The sequence below is a fragment of the Nitratireductor soli genome (assembly GCF_001050155.1).
Lineage (GTDB): Bacteria > Pseudomonadota > Alphaproteobacteria > Rhizobiales > Rhizobiaceae > Nitratireductor > Nitratireductor soli.
Window position 1 is genome coordinate 40,952 of sequence record NZ_LFVY01000018.1, and the last position, 14,773, is coordinate 55,724.

Below are 14,773 nucleotides of genomic sequence, written 5' to 3' on the forward strand. Positions count from 1 at the left end.
ACTCAATGCAAGTGCGGCCGCTTGCTCCTCACGGAAACCGGCGGCCGCTTTGTGCCGAGCCGGGTCAGGCGGGGGCGGTCGCCTTGCTTTTCTGCAACGCCTCGACAGCGGCCAGCGCCGTCATGTTGACGACGCCGCGCGAGGTCACGGACGGTGTCAGGATGTGTGCCGGCATGGCGGTTCCCAGCAGGATCGGACCGACATGCAAGGCCTCCGTCATGGTTTTCAGCGTCGTCAAGGTGATGTTCGCCGCATCGAGATTGGGAAACACCAGAAGATTGGCTTCGCCTGCCAGGCGCGCCTGCGGGTAGACGCGCTGACGCAAGGCTTCGGAGAGCGCCGAATCGCCGTGCATCTCGCCATCCGAGACCAGGTCCGGCGCAATGCGCTTGAGGATGTCGGCCGCCTCGCGCATTTTCAGCGCGCTTTCGGAATCGCGCGAGCCGAAATTCGAATGCGACAGCAGCGCTGCCTTCGGCTCGATGCCGAAGCGGCGGATTTCCTCGGCGGCGAGCACCGTCATTTCGGCGATTTCCGTGGCGGACGGGCAGATGCTGACATAGGTGTCGGTGAGATAGATCACGCCCTGCTGCGAGATCAGCATGGAAAGCGCCGACAGGTCGCCGACCCCTTCGCGCCGGCCGATGATCATGTCGACATAGCGCAGGTGCCGTTCGAAACGGCCCTCCAGGCCGCAGATCATGGCGTCCGCCTCGTCGCGCATCATGGCGATGGCGGCGATGACCGTGGTGTTGGTGCGCACCAGCGTGCGGGCCGCCTCCGGCGTGACGCCGCGGCGTCCGGCAAGCTGCACCAGGAGATCGACATAGTGGCGGTAGCGCGGATCGTCCTCCGGATTGATGATGGCAAAATCCTCGCCCGGCCGGATGCGCAACCCGTAGCGCTTGAGCCGTGTTTCGACGACATGCGGGCGGCCGATGATGATCGGCTCGGCTATGCCTTCCTCGATCACCACCTGGGCGGCGCGCAGCACGCGCTCGTCCTCGCCGTCGGCATAGATGACGCGTTTGCGCCCGGCGCCCTTGGCTGCGGAAAACACCGGTTTCATGACCAGGCCGGAGCGGAAGATGAAGCGGTTCAATCGATCGAGATACTGGTCCATATCGGCGATCGGGCGAGCGGCGACGCCACTGTCCATGGCGGCTTTGGCGACGGCCGGCGCGATGCGCAGGATCAATCTGGGGTCGAAGGGCGAGGGGATCAGGAAATCGGGCCCGAAGATCGGCGTCTCGCCGGAATAGGCGCGGGCGGCAACGTCCGACGGTTCCTCGCGGGCAAGGGCCGCGATCGCCTTGACGGCGGCGCGCTTCATCTCCTCGTTGATCGCGGTCGCGTTGACGTCGAGCGCGCCGCGGAAGATGTAGGGAAAGCACAGGACGTTGTTGACCTGATTGGGGAAATCCGAACGTCCCGTGCAGATCATCGCGTCCGGTCGGGCTTCCCGGGCCATGTCGGGCATGATTTCCGGCACCGGGTTCGCCAAGGCCAGGATGAGCGGCTTCTCAGCCATGCCAGCCAGCATTTCCGGCTTTAGCACACCAGCCGCCGACAGGCCGAGAAAGACATCCGCTCCGCCGATGACCTCGGCCAGCTTGCGCGCCTTCGTCGACTTTACATAGGGACCCTTCCAGCGATCCATCTCTTCCTTGCGGCCTTCGTAGACGACGCCATGACGGTCTGTGAGCCAGATGTTTTCCGCCTTCGCGCCGAGCGAGACCAGCAGGTTGAGACAGGCGAGGGCGGCAGCGCCAGCGCCGGAGGAGACGATCTTGACGTTGGCGATGTTCTTGCCGGCGAGTTCCAGCGCGTTGAGCGTGGCGGCGGCGACGATGATGGCGGTGCCGTGCTGGTCGTCGTGGAAGACGGGGATGCCCATGCGCGCCTTCAGCCGCTCCTCGACCTCGAAACATTCCGGCGCCTTGATGTCCTCGAGGTTGATGCCGCCGAAGGTCGGCTCGAGCGCGGCCACGGTCTCGACCATGCGGTCGATTTCCGGCGCGTCGATCTCGATGTCGAAGACGTCGATGCCGGCGAATTTCTTGAACAGGACCGCCTTGCCCTCCATCACCGGTTTCGAGGCGAGCGGGCCTATGTTTCCCAGGCCGAGCACCGCCGAACCGTTGGAGATGACGGCGACGAGATTGGCGCGCGCCGTGTAGTCGGCAGCGCGGCTCGGGTCCTCGTGGATCGCCATGCAGGGGACGGCGACGCCGGGCGAATAGGCAAGCGCCAGATCGCGCTGGTTGCCGAGTGGCTTGGTGGCCTGAATCTCGAGCTTTCCGGGCGTGGGGTGGCTGTGGAAATACAACGCGGCCTCGTCGAACTCGGATTTCGCGGGCTTCTTGGGCTTCGACGGCATGCGAACGGCTCCCCCATCATGGCTACTCGGCGGCCGCCCTGGTGGTCTGATCGAAACGGATGGGCATCATCTGTCAGGATCGCACCATCTGGGCGGTCAGGGGGTAGTGATTAGGCTTTCGCAGGGCCTTTTTCCAGCACGGAATGGCCGGTTGCGTCATTCCGCTCGGAAATTTCGGGCCGTCACGCCGCGCCGGTCCGCCAATGCCCGGCTTTGCCTCATCGTGAGGCGGGCCGTCACACGGCTGTGACATGAATCGGGCCATAGAGTGCGCGATTTAGGCAGGCTTGGACGTGATCATGGACGGCGCCGGACACCGCAGCTTTCGGGCACTCTTCATCTCCGACATCCACCTTGGATCAAAACCGGCCAAGGCGGAGTTCCTGATCGACTTTCTGCGCCATCACGATGCGGAGAAAATCTATCTGGTCGGCGATATCGTCGACGGCTGGCGGCTGCGGCGTTCCTGGCACTGGCCGGAAAGCCACAACGACGTGGTGCAGAAATTGCTGCGCAAGGCGCGCAAGGGTGCCGAGATCGTCTATATCGCCGGCAATCACGATGAATTTCTGCGCGCTTTCCAGGGGGTGCATTTCGGCGGCATCGTGGTCGCCGACCGGGCCATCCATCAGGCGGCCGACGGGCGCACATTCCTCGTCATTCATGGCGACCAGTTCGACCAGGTGGTGCACAATGTGCGCTGGCTCGCCTATCTCGGCGACAAGGCCTATGACTTCGCCATCGTCGTCAACCGGGTGATCGCCCGCGTGCGACGCCTGTTCGGCCGGCCCTACTGGTCGTTCTCCTCCTGGGCCAAGATCAAGGTGAAGAAAGCCGTCAAGTTCATCAGCTCGTTCCAGGACGTGCTGGCGCAGGAGGCACAGCGCGCCGAGGTCGACGGGGTGATCTGCGGCCACATCCATCACGCGGCGATCGAGGACATCCGCGGCGTCAGTTACATGAACACCGGCGATTGGGTCGAGAGCTGCACGGCGCTGGCGGAGAATTTCGACGGAACGTTCGAGATCATCACCTGGGCGCAGGTCCTGAATGCCGAACCGGTGGTGGCGGAAGCCAAGCCGCGCCTGGTCGCCGCTTTCCAGCGCGAACGGGAAGAAGCCGCTTGAGAAACACGATTAGAGCGCCGTGCGTCCATTCGGGCGCACAAAGGACGCTCCAATTCTCTAAATCCACACATCGTGCTTTCCGAAAATCGGTTCCGATTTTCGGGCCGATGCTGTAGGTCCGTCAGCCCCAAAGCTGCGGGTGGGGCGGCGAGACCAGCGAGCCGGAATAGCTGAGGCCGTGCGGCCGGTCGCGGGCCAGAAGCAGCGGCCCGTCGAGATCGACGAAGTCGGCGCCTTGCGCCAGCAGGACCGCCGGCGCCATGGCCAGCGACGTGCCGACCATGCAGCCGACCATCACGCCGAAACCCATGTCGCGTGCCCGGTCGCGCAATTCGAGGGCCGCGGTGAGGCCGCCGGTCTTGTCGAGCTTGATGTTGACGAAATCATAGAGGCCGGCGATCTCAGCCAGATTGTCGGCCGTATGCAGGCTTTCATCGGCGCAGATGGGCACGGGGTGCGGGATCGTGCGCAGGATTTCGTCCTTGCCGGCCGGCAGCGGCTGCTCGATCAGGGCGACGTGAAACTCGGCGGCCGCAAGCATGTTTTCGCGGATGTTCTGCTCGGTCCATCCTTCATTGGCGTCGAGAATGAGGCGGCTTTCAGGGGCCGCGCCGGCCACGGCGTGGATGCGCGCCACGTCGTTGTCGCTGCCCAGCTTGACCTTCAGCAGGGGACGGGCGGCATGGGCGCGCGCCTGGGCGGCCATCTCCTCGGGTGCCGCCAGCGAAATCGTGTAGGCGGTGGACACCGGGCGCGGGGGAATGCTGCAGGCGAGGACGGCCGCGCGATTGCCCGACAGCTTGGCTTCCAGGTCCCACAGGGCGCAGTCGATCGCATTGCGCGCAGCACCCGCCGCCATATGCGTCAACAGATCGGCGCGGCCCATGCCGTTGACCAGGTCCTGGCGCGCAGCCTCGATCTCTTCGACGACGCTCTCCACCGTCTCGCCATAGCGTGGGTAGGGAACACACTCGCCGTGACCCCGGGTCTCGCCCTGTCGCAGCGTGCAGGTCACCACCCGCGCTTCGGTGCGCGAGCCGCGCGATATGGTGAAAACACCGGCGATGGGAAAGCTTTCGACCTCGGTGACCAGTTCGCGTGTCATTTCCGCCCTTCTTTTGCATCATGTCCAATTATCGGAGGATAACATGCCTTATAGGGCGGCCGACCAAGCCGACAAACGGTTCCCTTTGGGCCTGCTCCACACTAATGATGGTGCCATGTTGACCAATTCACAGGGCGAAGCAAGCGGCGCGCCGCACCGGGCAGGAGAGAACGGCGAACCGCGCGTCGAGGTGCGCGAGGACGGCGGGGCGATCGCTTGCCGGCTGAGCGGCGCCTGGAACACACGCACCGTCGCCCATGTGGATGCGCAGATGCGCGCGCTGCAGGCGCGGGGCGATGTCCAGCGCATCGAGCTCGACCTGTCGGGGGTCACCAGCCTGGATACGGCAGGTGCCTGGCTGATCGAAAGGCTGATCCATGCGCATGAGGCGCGCGGCGCGGCGGTAGCGGTGTCGGGTCGATCCGAGGCGGCGACCATCCTGCTGGCCGCCGTGCGCGACGCCGCCGCGCAGGACGGCGAACCCAAAACGCGTCCGCGCCGGGCCTGGATATTGAACCTGCTCGAACGCATCGGCCGCGCCATGTATGAGGCGCGCGACGACCTCGTCTATGGTGCGAACATCCTTGGTGCGACCATCGGCGGCGCGCAGATGAAGCTTGGCCGGGCGCACGCGGTCAATCCGGCGGCGATCGTCAACCAGATCGACCGAATGGGCGTCGGCGCGGTGCCGATCATCGTTCTGATGTCGGCCATTGTCGGGGCCATCATTGCCCAGCAGGGCGCTTTTCAGCTGCGCTATTTCGGCGCTGAAATCTTCGTCGTCGATCTGGTCGGCATCCTGATCCTGCGCGAACTCGGTGTGCTGATGACGGCGATCATGATCGCTGGCCGTTCGGGCAGCGCCATCACGGCGGAAATCGGCTCGATGAAGATGCGCGAGGAGGTCGACGCGCTGACGGTCATCGGCCTCAATCCTGTAGGCGTTCTGGTTTTCCCGCGCCTGGTCGCTCTCATGATCGCCGTGCCCTGCCTGACCATCGTCGCCAATTTCGCAGCTCTCGGCGGGGCAATGCTGATCACCTGGCTCTATTCGGGGATTCCGCCAACCGCCTTTATCGACCGGCTGCGCGATTCCATCGATCTCTCGACGATCTTCGCCGGGCTGATCAAGGCGCCTTTCATGGCGCTGATCGTCGGCATCATCGCCTCGATCGAGGGCATGAAGGTCGGCGGCAGCGCCGAATCGCTCGGCAATCACGTTACTGCTTCGGTGGTGAAGGCGATCTTCATCGTCATTGTCGTCGACGGCATGTTCGCGATCTTCTATGCAGCAATCGATTTCTAGTGGCGCGATCCCAACAGATGCTACCCATCTGTTGGGCAAGATCGCCCCACCAGACCAATAGTTTGTGGGCTGACTTTTCGAAACAGATGGGTAGCATCTGTTTCGGTCAGACCACCAAGGCGGGCGCGGATGGAGTTGCTGACGGAGCGGAAGGATTTGCAGGCGGAGGCGGCGCGCGACGTGGTGCTGTCGGTGCGCGATGTGTCGGTCGCCTTCGGCGAGACCACGGTTCTCGACCACCTTTCGCTCGATGTCTATCGTGGCGAGATCCTCGGTTTTGTCGGCGCATCCGGTTCAGGAAAATCCGTCTTGCTGCGGACGATCCTCGGCCTCGTGCGCAAGCGTTCGGGGACGATCCGGCTGCTCGGACAGGATCTCGACAAGGCGACGGACGAACAGCGTATGCGCATCGACATGCGGCAAGGGGTCCTGTTCCAACATGGCGCCCTGTTTTCCGCGCTGACCGTGCTGGAGAACATACAGGTGCCGATGCGCGAATATCTCGACCTGCCGCGGTCCCTCATGGACGAACTCGCCTATCTGAAGCTGGAACTGGTCGGTCTGCCACGCGACGCAGCGCCCAAATTCCCCTCGGAACTGTCCGGCGGCATGATCAAGCGGGCGGCGCTTGCCCGTGCCCTGGCGCTCGATCCGGACATCGTCTTCCTCGACGAGCCGACCTCGGGTCTCGACCCGATCGGCGCCGCCGAATTCGACGAACTGGTGGGGAAACTGCGCGATACGATGGGATTGACCGTGTATATGGTGACCCATGATCTGGACAGCCTGTTGACCGCGTGCGACCGCATCGCCGTGCTTGGCGGCAAGCGGGTGCTGGTGGAAGGCACGGTGGACGATATGCTGGAATGCGACGATCCCTGGGTAAAAGCGTACTTTAGAGGAAAGCGGGCACGGCAGATCGACCGGTCCATACGAGGTTAGCAAGCGTATTATGGAAACCAAAGCCAACTACGTTCTCGTCGGGTTTTTCACCGTCCTGGTCCTTCTGGCGGCGTTCGGCTTTGTCTACTGGACGGCGGCGCTGGGCGATCGCGGCGAGACGGCGCTGCTGCGCTTTCGCATTCCCGGGTCGGCGTCGGGTCTGTCGCGCGGCAGCGCGGTCCTGTTCAATGGCGTGAAGGTGGGCGATGTGCGGCGCGTCTATCTGGATCTCAACAACCCGACAGTCGCCATCGCCGATGCGGACATCGACCGCCTGACGCCGATCACCCATTCGACCAAGGCCGATGTCGGCCTGGCGGGCTTGACGGGGCAGGCGAACATTGAGCTGCGCGGCGGCAATCCCAGCGAACCCAACCTGCTCGACGTGGCGGAGGAGAATGACACGGTGGCCGAGATCGAGGCCAGTCCCTCGGCGGTCACCAATTTGCTGCAGACAGCACAAAGCCTGTTGACGCGCGCCGATTCCGTGGTCTCGCAGCTTGAGGGCTTCACCACCGATGCCCGCCAGCCGCTGACCGACACGGTCAAGAATATCGAGCAGTTCTCCGCAGCCCTGTCGCGCAATGCCGACGGTATCGACACGTTCCTGGCGAATGTCGGCGCGCTGTCGGAAACGATCGCCGGTGTTTCGGGACAGTTGGACAGCACGCTTAAGGCAGCCGAGGAACTGATCACCGCCGTCGATCGCGACAAGGTCGCCTCAGTGGTCGGCAATTTCGAGCAGTTCTCGCAGCGCCTCGAGAAAGCCAGCCAGAGCATCGACACGGTGGTGGCGGGCGTCGACCAGACGGTGCGCTCGATCGGTACCTTCTCCGACAATGCCAACCAGACGCTGGCCAAGCTCGACGGCGTGCTCGACGGCGTCGATCCAGCGGCGGTCAAATCGGCGATCGGCAATTTCGAGGAAGCCAGCACATCGGTCAACCGGGCGGCCAAAAGCATCGCCGACGTCAGCGACACGGTCGACAAGCGCAAGGACGACATCGACAAGTTCATCACCGATGCGAGCCAACTGGCCGACCAGCTCAACCGGGCTTCCGTCAAGCTGGACAGCGTGCTGGCCAAGGTCGACGGCATGATCGGCGAGGCGGATGGCGAAGGGATCGTCACGGAAGCACGGGCGACGCTGAAATCCTTCCGTGAGATGGCCGAGACGCTGAGCGCCCGCGTCAACACCATTTCCGGCGGCCTGGAGCGCTTCTCCGGCCAGGGGCTGCGCGAAGTGGAGGCGCTGGTGCGCGACGCGCGGCGCTCGATCAACCGCATCGAAGGGGCGGTCACCGATTTCGAACAGAATCCGCAGCGCATCATCACCGGCGGCGAAGGCAGCATTCGTCGCTATGACGGGCGTGCGCGGCGCTGAGGGCGCGGCGGAGGAACGGCGATGCAGACCGGCGGGGTGCGTTGATTTGGCCACACTGCCTCTATCTCTTTGTTTTCCCGCGCCTATGCGACCGGCGGGAGATTCCCCTTGCCGGTAAAATACGTTAAGGGTTCGTTGATGTTTGAGGGGCAGAGCCAGCCGCCTTGCCAGGAGTTCGGCTTGAGGAGCATTTGTTGAGAACGGGGGCGAGTTTTTGCGCGGCGCTGCTCTTCGGCGTCGCCTTGGCGGGGTGCGCGGCATTGCCAGGGGGCGGGCCGCCGCCGGTGGATGCGTTCGACCTGACGACGCCGTCGGTTGCGCAGGCTGGCCGCCGTGCGTCACGGACGCAATTGCTCATCACCGAGCCGACGGCGATCAAGGCGCTCGACGGACAGGACATCGTTATCAAGACGAATAGCGGGGCGATCCAGTTTCTCGGCGGGGCGCGCTGGGCAGACCGGTTGCCGCGCATCGTGCAGGCGAGGCTTGCCGATCTTTATCAGCGCTCCGGCCGGTTCAGCGGTGTCGGAAAACCGGGCGAGGGCCTGGCGATCGACTATCAGGTGCTGGCTGATTTGCGTGCCTTCGACATCCGCGTCGGCGGGCAGGATCGCGCCGAGGTGGAGATTTTCGTCCGCCTCCTCAACGACCGCACCGGCGTGGTCCGCGCTTCGCAAAGCTTCACGGGTTCTTCTCCCGTCAGCGGCAGTGGCGGGCAGGCCTTCGCCGCGGCGCTCGACCGGGCCTTTGCCAATGCCGTTGCCGATCTGGTCGATTGGACCGGCTCGCACATCTGATTTCCATCATCGATCGTTTCATGAGGCCGCCGACGGTCGGCTCATGCGTGCCGTCGCCGGGGCTGCCGGCAGATCCACACGGCAATTCCTGACAAAGCAATGGCCCGAAAACCGGCTGTGTTTTCGGGCCATCGGGTGGTTTCAGCGATGGAATGTCCGCGTGGACTCCCCATTCAAGACCGGTTCAGCGTTTCCATGAAGCGTTGCACTAGCGCAGCCGGCCGCTGGCATGCGCCAGCATCGTGTAGACCTTGCCGGTGTCGGAGGTCAGATAGGTCTGCGTCATCATGTTGTCCCGGTCCGAACGGGACACGTCGCGCAGCAGCTTCTCGAAATCCCGGCAGTAGAGATCGACCGCCGCATGGAAGTCGGCGTCGGAACGGTACTTGCGCTGGATTTCGTCAAACGTCTGCTGTCCCTTCAGCGTGTAGAGGCGGCGCGTGAAGACGTTGCGCTCGCCGCGCCGATAGCGCTCCCACAAATCGATGGAGGCCTCGTGGTCGATGGCGCGGGCGATGTCGACCGACAGCGAGTTCAATGATTCGACCACGTGCAGCGCCGAGCGGTCTTCCCTTTCGGCCAGAACGTTGCCGTGCTTCTGCACCTCTTCCTCATCGTTCGAGGCGCTGCGCAGCAGGTCGCGGATCCAGCCGCCGGTCGGCTGCTGCTGGGCCGGCTTGGCCTGCGCCACGGGAGACGGCTCGCGGCGCTCGACAGGCCGGGCGGCGGGTGCCGCACGCGGCTTCTCGATCACCGGAGGGATCATCGATGCGGCGGGCATGCGGCTTGGCTCGGGTTGCGGAGCGATCGGTGCCGGCGCCGGTGCGCGCGGTTCGGCCACCTGATCCGCGCCATACATGCGGCCGGATTTCGAAACGATGTCCGAAAGCTCTTTCAGAGCGTTCACCTGTTCGGTGATGGCGCTGCGCATCGCCGAGGTCGATTGCTTGGCTTCCGCAGGCAGTTCGGCGATGCCACGCTTCACGTCGTTGCGGGTCTCTTCCAACTCGCTGCGGATGGCCGAGGCGGTACGGCGAATCTCGTCGGTCGCGCCGGTGAAGCGGCTGGTCGCCGATTCGACGACCTCGGAAATCGCTTCGCGAATGCCGTCGACGGACTGCTTGGTGCGCCCTTCGGCCTTGACGAGAACGCGGTCGATGAAATCTTCGAACGAGCTCATCGTCTTTTCGATGTGCTCGGACTTCTCGACCAGGCCCTGGGCAAGCGCCTGCAGGGCCTCCTGGCGGCCGTCCATGTTTCCGGAAAGGCCAGCCTGCGCCTTCTCAAGCAACTCGGAGGCGCTTTCGAGAACCTTGCTGTGGTCCTCGAACCGGCTGGCGATGGCCGAGATTTCACGCAGCGTGCGGTCGGAGAAGTCGGCAAGGCGGCCGGAGTTGGCGTTGATCAGGCTTGCCGAGTTGGAGAAGGTTTCCGCAGCCTTCTCGGCGTTCTCGGCAAAAGCGCTGGCCGTCCCGCTGAGACGTTCATCGACTTCCGACAGATTACGCGACGCGGTGGTGATCAAGGCGCCAAGCCGTTGCCCCGAAACGCCGAGCTTCTGCAGCAGGCCGTCGACATTGCCGGTCAGGCTGGCGTGGGCATTTTCGATCGCCGACAGGGTCTCGGCGGTGCGGCTGGTGAGGGCTTGCACCAGTGCCGCGTTTTCCGACTGGAGGCGCTGGGACGTCTCCTCCGTGAGTGCCTCGATGTTCTGGCGCAGCTCGCCGCCGCTGGCAGCGAAGCGATCGACCAGGGGACGTGCTGTTTCATCGAGAATGCGGGTGATCTCGGATGTCCGGCCGGCCAGCATGGCGTTCAGCTCGCGGGTACGCTCTTCAAGCGTCGAGACCGTGTCATGGGTGCGCTTGCCGATGTGCTCGTCGACCGAGGCAAAGGTCTGGGCGATGGTATCGGCCGTCGAAACCAGGCGCGCCTGCGTGGTCGAGAGCTGCTGGTTGACGTGTTGGGCGACCGATTCGGCGCTATCGCGCAGGCGGGATTCCGCATCCTCCAGCCCACCGGCGATGGCGCTGGCGACCAGGCCGGCGCTCGTCGACAACCGCTCCTGCAGCCCGTCGAGCGAGCCGCTGATGGCAGCGGCGCGGGCGTCGAGCTCGGCCGAGGTCTGATGCGTGCGGGCCATGACCTGGTGATCGAAATCCTCGAAGGTCTTGGCCAGTTCGCGCGTCCTGGCGGTGAGTTGCTCCGCTGTCTCGTCGACGCGGATGACCAGATTGCGGTCGGCGTTCTCGAACGTGTCGGCAATGGCCCTGGTGTGCTGCGACAGGGTTTCGGCGGTGGTGGCAAGGCGGCTGGCGATGCGGCCGTCCACTTCGGCGAAGGTCTGGGCGAAAACCCCGGCACGCTCGGTGAAGCGGGCGGAGGCGTCGTCAAAGGTGCGGTCGATGTCGCCGATCCTGGCGCCCAGGGTTTCCGCCGTCTGCTCGGCGCGCGCGGCGATGCGCTGGTCGGCATCCTCGAACAGCTTGCCGGCCTCGTCATGCAGCGTGGTCGTGGCCTCGATGACCTTGTCGCGCAACGCGCCGGCAACGACGACGGCGCTGTTTTCCAGGGTCGAACGCACATTCTCGACGCCCATGGAAAGCGCTTTCTCCATGGTCTGCGTGCGTTCCTCGATGATGCCGGTTTGCCTGGCGAACATCTCGTTCACCCGCGCTGCGTCGGCGTCGATCACTGCGTTCAGCGCTTCGCGGCGCTCGTCGATCTTGGCGATGTTGATGTCCAGCGCCTGGGCGAAACCATCGCGCGTCTGGGCCAGTTGCTCGACCTGCGCGCCAATGCCGGCCTCGAAGGCGGCACGCGCTTCGCCCAGCCGTTCCATATCGTCGTGCAGTGCGCCCGACAGCCGCTGATGGGTCTCGGCAAAGGCGCCGATCTGGGTTTCCACGGCGTTGCCCAGGCGTGCCTGTGCGTCGTCGAGGCGATCGATGCCTGTATCGAACTGCGCGCTGACCTGCGCCCAGCCCCGGTCGAGGCTCTTGCCGAATTCGCCGGCCGTGTTTTCCAGCATGATGCTGGTCGAGGCGACGAGATCGGCCAGTTCCGTGTCGAGTGCCGCTTTCCCGGCCTCGACGGCGGCAGAAACGTCGTCCTTGCCGCGGGCGAACGTGCTGGCGATCTCGCGTGTACGCTCGACGAGGGATTCGTTGATGCTGCGCGCGCGCGCTTCCAGCGCGGTGTTGAGTTTCTGCGTTCCGGCGTCGAGCGCCTCGGCGCGCGTGGTGAATTCCGAGATCAACGCATGGCCGCGCTCCGTGAGCGTCGTTTCCAACTGACCCAGGCGCGTGTCGAACGCGCCGTTCAAGGCGTCGCTCGCCTCGTTCAGCGACGAGATCAGCGTCGATGTGCGGGTTTCAAACAGGGAACCCAGTGCACGCGTCGTCTGGTCCGACCGTTCGGCGAGCGTCGCCAGACGCGTGTCGAACAGATTGCTGAGCGTCTCTTTTGCTTCTTCAGTGCCTTTCGACAAGGTCGAGAGGCGCGAATCGAGGACATCGCCGATGGCCCGCGTGGCCTGCTCGGTGTCCGTTGAAAGCGCGGCAATCCTGCTGTCGAGAAGGCTGCCGATCGTCTGGGTCGCGTTCTCGGTGTGCTGCGTCAGCGTCGTCAGTCGGGTGTCGAACAGGCTGCCAAGTGTCTGAGACGCTTCTTCGGTGCCTTTCGTCAGGCTGGCAATGCGCGTGTCGAGCAGGTTGGCGACGGCATCGCCGGAGGTGGTGATGCGCAGCGAAATGTTTTCCAGGCGCTCATCGATGCCGCGATGCAAGAGGCCGCCGGTGCCTTCGAGCTGCTTCAGCAGTGCCTGGCTGGATTCGCTCATGGTCGTGGCGAGCTGCCGCGAAGCATCGGCAATGGTCGAGCGGATGAGGTTGCCGGCCGTGTCCAGTTCCTCCTTGAGGATCTCGTGGGCGCCGGCAATCGAGGCGCGAACCCGCTCGGCGTGGCCGACAATGCCTTCGCGCTCGCTGCCCAGTCCATCGACCAGGTGGCGAATGCGGGTTTCGTTTTCCGAATAGGCGCGCTCGAGTTCGCTGACCTCCGTGTGAACGAGGGATTCCAGCTCCACGGCGCGGGCGAGCGTGCGGTCCATGCCGTCGCCCATGGCCTGGACTTCGCGGCGCACGGCCTGGCCAACCGTCATGACGCGCTCATGGGCAAGGTTTTCCGGTTCGGCGAGGCGGAAGGCCATCTCGGCCATGGATTGCGCCGCAAGGCGCATTTCCTGGGCGCGGCGCACCATCACGGCAAAGCCCCAGAAAAGGATCACCGGGACGACAATGCCGACCAGAAGGGCGATCGCGTAGGGGGCGCTCATGAAGGCCTCGGCGGAGCGAATGTTCCACAGCGTCGAGCCATACATCAGGTTGCCGAGCAGCAGGCCGCCACCGATCCACAGGACAGACAGGGCAGCCACCAGCCAGTAGGCGGTGTTGGGCGCGCGGCGGTTCAGTTTGCGCACCAGCAAGCTGAAATCGCCGGCACGATCGTCGTTCGCTGGGGCAAAGGGTTGCGTGCCAGGGTCTTTCGGTGCCGGATTGGCGAGAGTAAGGTCGTTGCGGTCGATCGGCGCGACCGCCGGGCGGCGCGCTGGTTTCTCATCCGGTGTGTCGGGTTGCTTGGCCATCTGGGCTACGGTCGGCTCGGCCGCAAGGGCGCCGTTTGCCGGAGCGCCGGTTGCTTGCGCGCTGGCTGCCGGGGTCTGCGCGGCAACGACGTTCCCGCCGTTCTTTTCACGGCCTTCGCGCGCCAGCTCTTCAGCGGCCAGGGAAATCTGCGCCTCCAGGTCCTCCATGGATGCGGCGATGTCGAGATCGCCGCTGTCCATACCCTCCGAGAGCTCAAGGTCGAGGGCATCCTCGAGTTCCTTCGCAAAATCGCGTTTCGGTTGAGTCTTCTTCGTTACTGTACGCGCCATACCGCAAAACCTCAGCTACTCACCGTCGGAACCTCACACACACGAGGCCTCGTACTCCGACACTATGCCCAAATTGAGCCAAGCGTATCGTAGTGGGACAGAAGCCTGTTGAAAACACGCATTCGCCCGGATACGTAAAAGTTTAAACATAAGGTTAACGACGATTGTGCCCGGCGTGTCATTTTCGACCGTCCGCGTTAACCCCCTGTCCATTCGGGATTAATAGTCTGTGAAGCGCAGGCGCTCGCGCATCGGCCCGAAAACCGGAATCGGTTTTGCGAAACACGATGCGCGGATTCAAACTTGCAGCGTCCTTTGTGCGTCCCAAAGGACGCTGTAGCGGGACGGGCCAGTCGATGTCGAAGCTTCACAAACATGTTTGGCATGAAACCGGCGAGTGCGCACCGGCACGCGGCATGCCTCTCGATATGACACATCTTTCGCGGCAGACCATGGGCGACAAGCACATCGAAAGGGAGGTGCTGGCCATGTTCCTGCGGCAGATCGAGGCGGTCTCGGGCGAGATCGCCATGGCCGGTCCCAATGCCCGGCGTGAACTTGCCCACGCCTTGACTGGTGCTGCGCGCGGCATCGGCGCGTTCGCGCTGGCCGACTGTGCCACGGCGCTGGAGGCCGACCCATCGGACGAGACCAGGGTCGTGATCTTGTCAAAGTTAGCGGCCGAAGTGCATGATTTTATTTCGAAGTTGCCTTGAGCGAAGGCTGCTTTGTCAAACCTGATTGAGTTTTCCACGCAAAATATCTAAGTGAATGCTGGCGCCATGATACGGCGCTC

Annotated in this window: 9 protein-coding genes; 6 read left to right on the forward strand and 3 right to left on the reverse strand. The window is 64.2% G+C overall.

All coding sequences use genetic code 11. The features are described 5' to 3' along the window. Positions 1-64 precede the first annotated feature (64 nt). Positions 65-2,380, reverse strand: a complete 2,316-nt coding sequence (locus tag AB843_RS20430; protein ID WP_048648753.1) for an NADP-dependent malic enzyme — start codon at positions 2,378-2,380, stop codon at positions 65-67. 299 nt (positions 2,381-2,679) lie between these two features. On the opposite strand from AB843_RS20430, the gene AB843_RS20435 reads away from it, so the two are divergent. Continuing rightward, positions 2,680-3,507, forward strand: a complete 828-nt coding sequence (locus AB843_RS20435) for a UDP-2,3-diacylglucosamine diphosphatase (protein WP_048648815.1) — start codon at positions 2,680-2,682, stop codon at positions 3,505-3,507. Positions 3,508-3,628: 121 nt separating this feature from the next. Here AB843_RS20435 and dgcA read toward each other — a convergent pair whose 3' ends face one another. Beyond that, a complete protein-coding gene (gene dgcA, locus AB843_RS20440) occupies positions 3,629-4,612 on the reverse strand; it encodes an N-acetyl-D-Glu racemase DgcA (RefSeq protein WP_048648754.1) in 984 nt (327 codons plus the stop codon). A gap of 115 nt (positions 4,613-4,727) precedes the next feature. Here dgcA and AB843_RS20445 point away from each other — a divergent pair, with 115 nt between their 5' ends. The 4 genes from AB843_RS20445 to AB843_RS20460 all read left to right on the forward strand — a co-directional run bounded on the left by AB843_RS20445 (position 4,728) and on the right by AB843_RS20460 (position 9,041). Beyond that, positions 4,728-5,918 (forward strand): ABC transporter permease, encoded by a 1,191-nt coding sequence (locus AB843_RS20445; protein ID WP_048648755.1) that lies wholly within the window; start codon positions 4,728-4,730, stop codon positions 5,916-5,918. A gap of 129 nt (positions 5,919-6,047) precedes the next feature. Then, positions 6,048-6,860, forward strand: coding sequence for an ABC transporter ATP-binding protein (locus AB843_RS20450; RefSeq protein ID WP_048648756.1), 813 nt, complete (start codon positions 6,048-6,050; stop codon positions 6,858-6,860). 10 nt (positions 6,861-6,870) lie between these two features. Next, entirely contained in the window at positions 6,871-8,244 is a 1,374-nt protein-coding gene (locus tag AB843_RS20455; RefSeq protein ID WP_048648757.1) for an MlaD family protein, read from the forward strand. Positions 8,245-8,438: 194 nt separating this feature from the next. Further along, on the forward strand, positions 8,439-9,041 hold the full coding sequence (locus AB843_RS20460) for an ABC-type transport auxiliary lipoprotein family protein (RefSeq protein WP_048648758.1): 603 nt from the start codon (positions 8,439-8,441) through the stop codon (positions 9,039-9,041). A 208-nt stretch (positions 9,042-9,249) separates the two neighbouring features. On the opposite strand, the gene AB843_RS20465 is transcribed toward AB843_RS20460, so the two are convergent. Continuing rightward, entirely contained in the window at positions 9,250-13,977 is a 4,728-nt protein-coding gene (locus tag AB843_RS20465) for an apolipoprotein A-IV repeat region-like domain-containing protein (protein ID WP_048648759.1), read from the reverse strand. Between the two features lie 356 nt (positions 13,978-14,333). Here AB843_RS20465 and AB843_RS20470 point away from each other — a divergent pair, with 356 nt between their 5' ends. Continuing rightward, the gene (locus AB843_RS20470) at positions 14,334-14,693 is read left to right on the forward strand and encodes an Hpt domain-containing protein (protein ID WP_048648760.1); all 360 of its coding nucleotides are present in this window, start codon (positions 14,334-14,336) and stop codon (positions 14,691-14,693) included. The last annotated feature ends 80 nt before the right edge of the window (positions 14,694-14,773 follow it).

Coding starts and splice junctions, on each gene's coding strand:
- AB843_RS20450 (WP_048648756.1), top strand. CDS start 6,048: ATGGAGTTGCTGACGGAGCGGAAGGATTTGCAGGCGGAGGCGGCGCGC.
- AB843_RS20470 (WP_048648760.1), top strand. CDS start 14,334: ATGTCGAAGCTTCACAAACATGTTTGGCATGAAACCGGCGAGTGCGCA.
- AB843_RS20430 (WP_048648753.1), bottom strand. CDS start 2,380: ATGCCGTCGAAGCCCAAGAAGCCCGCGAAATCCGAGTTCGACGAGGCC.
- AB843_RS20465 (WP_048648759.1), bottom strand. CDS start 13,977: ATGGCGCGTACAGTAACGAAGAAGACTCAACCGAAACGCGATTTTGCG.
- AB843_RS20455 (WP_048648757.1), top strand. CDS start 6,871: ATGGAAACCAAAGCCAACTACGTTCTCGTCGGGTTTTTCACCGTCCTG.
- AB843_RS20445 (WP_048648755.1), top strand. CDS start 4,728: ATGTTGACCAATTCACAGGGCGAAGCAAGCGGCGCGCCGCACCGGGCA.
- dgcA (WP_048648754.1), bottom strand. CDS start 4,612: ATGACACGCGAACTGGTCACCGAGGTCGAAAGCTTTCCCATCGCCGGT.
- AB843_RS20435 (WP_048648815.1), top strand. CDS start 2,680: ATGGACGGCGCCGGACACCGCAGCTTTCGGGCACTCTTCATCTCCGAC.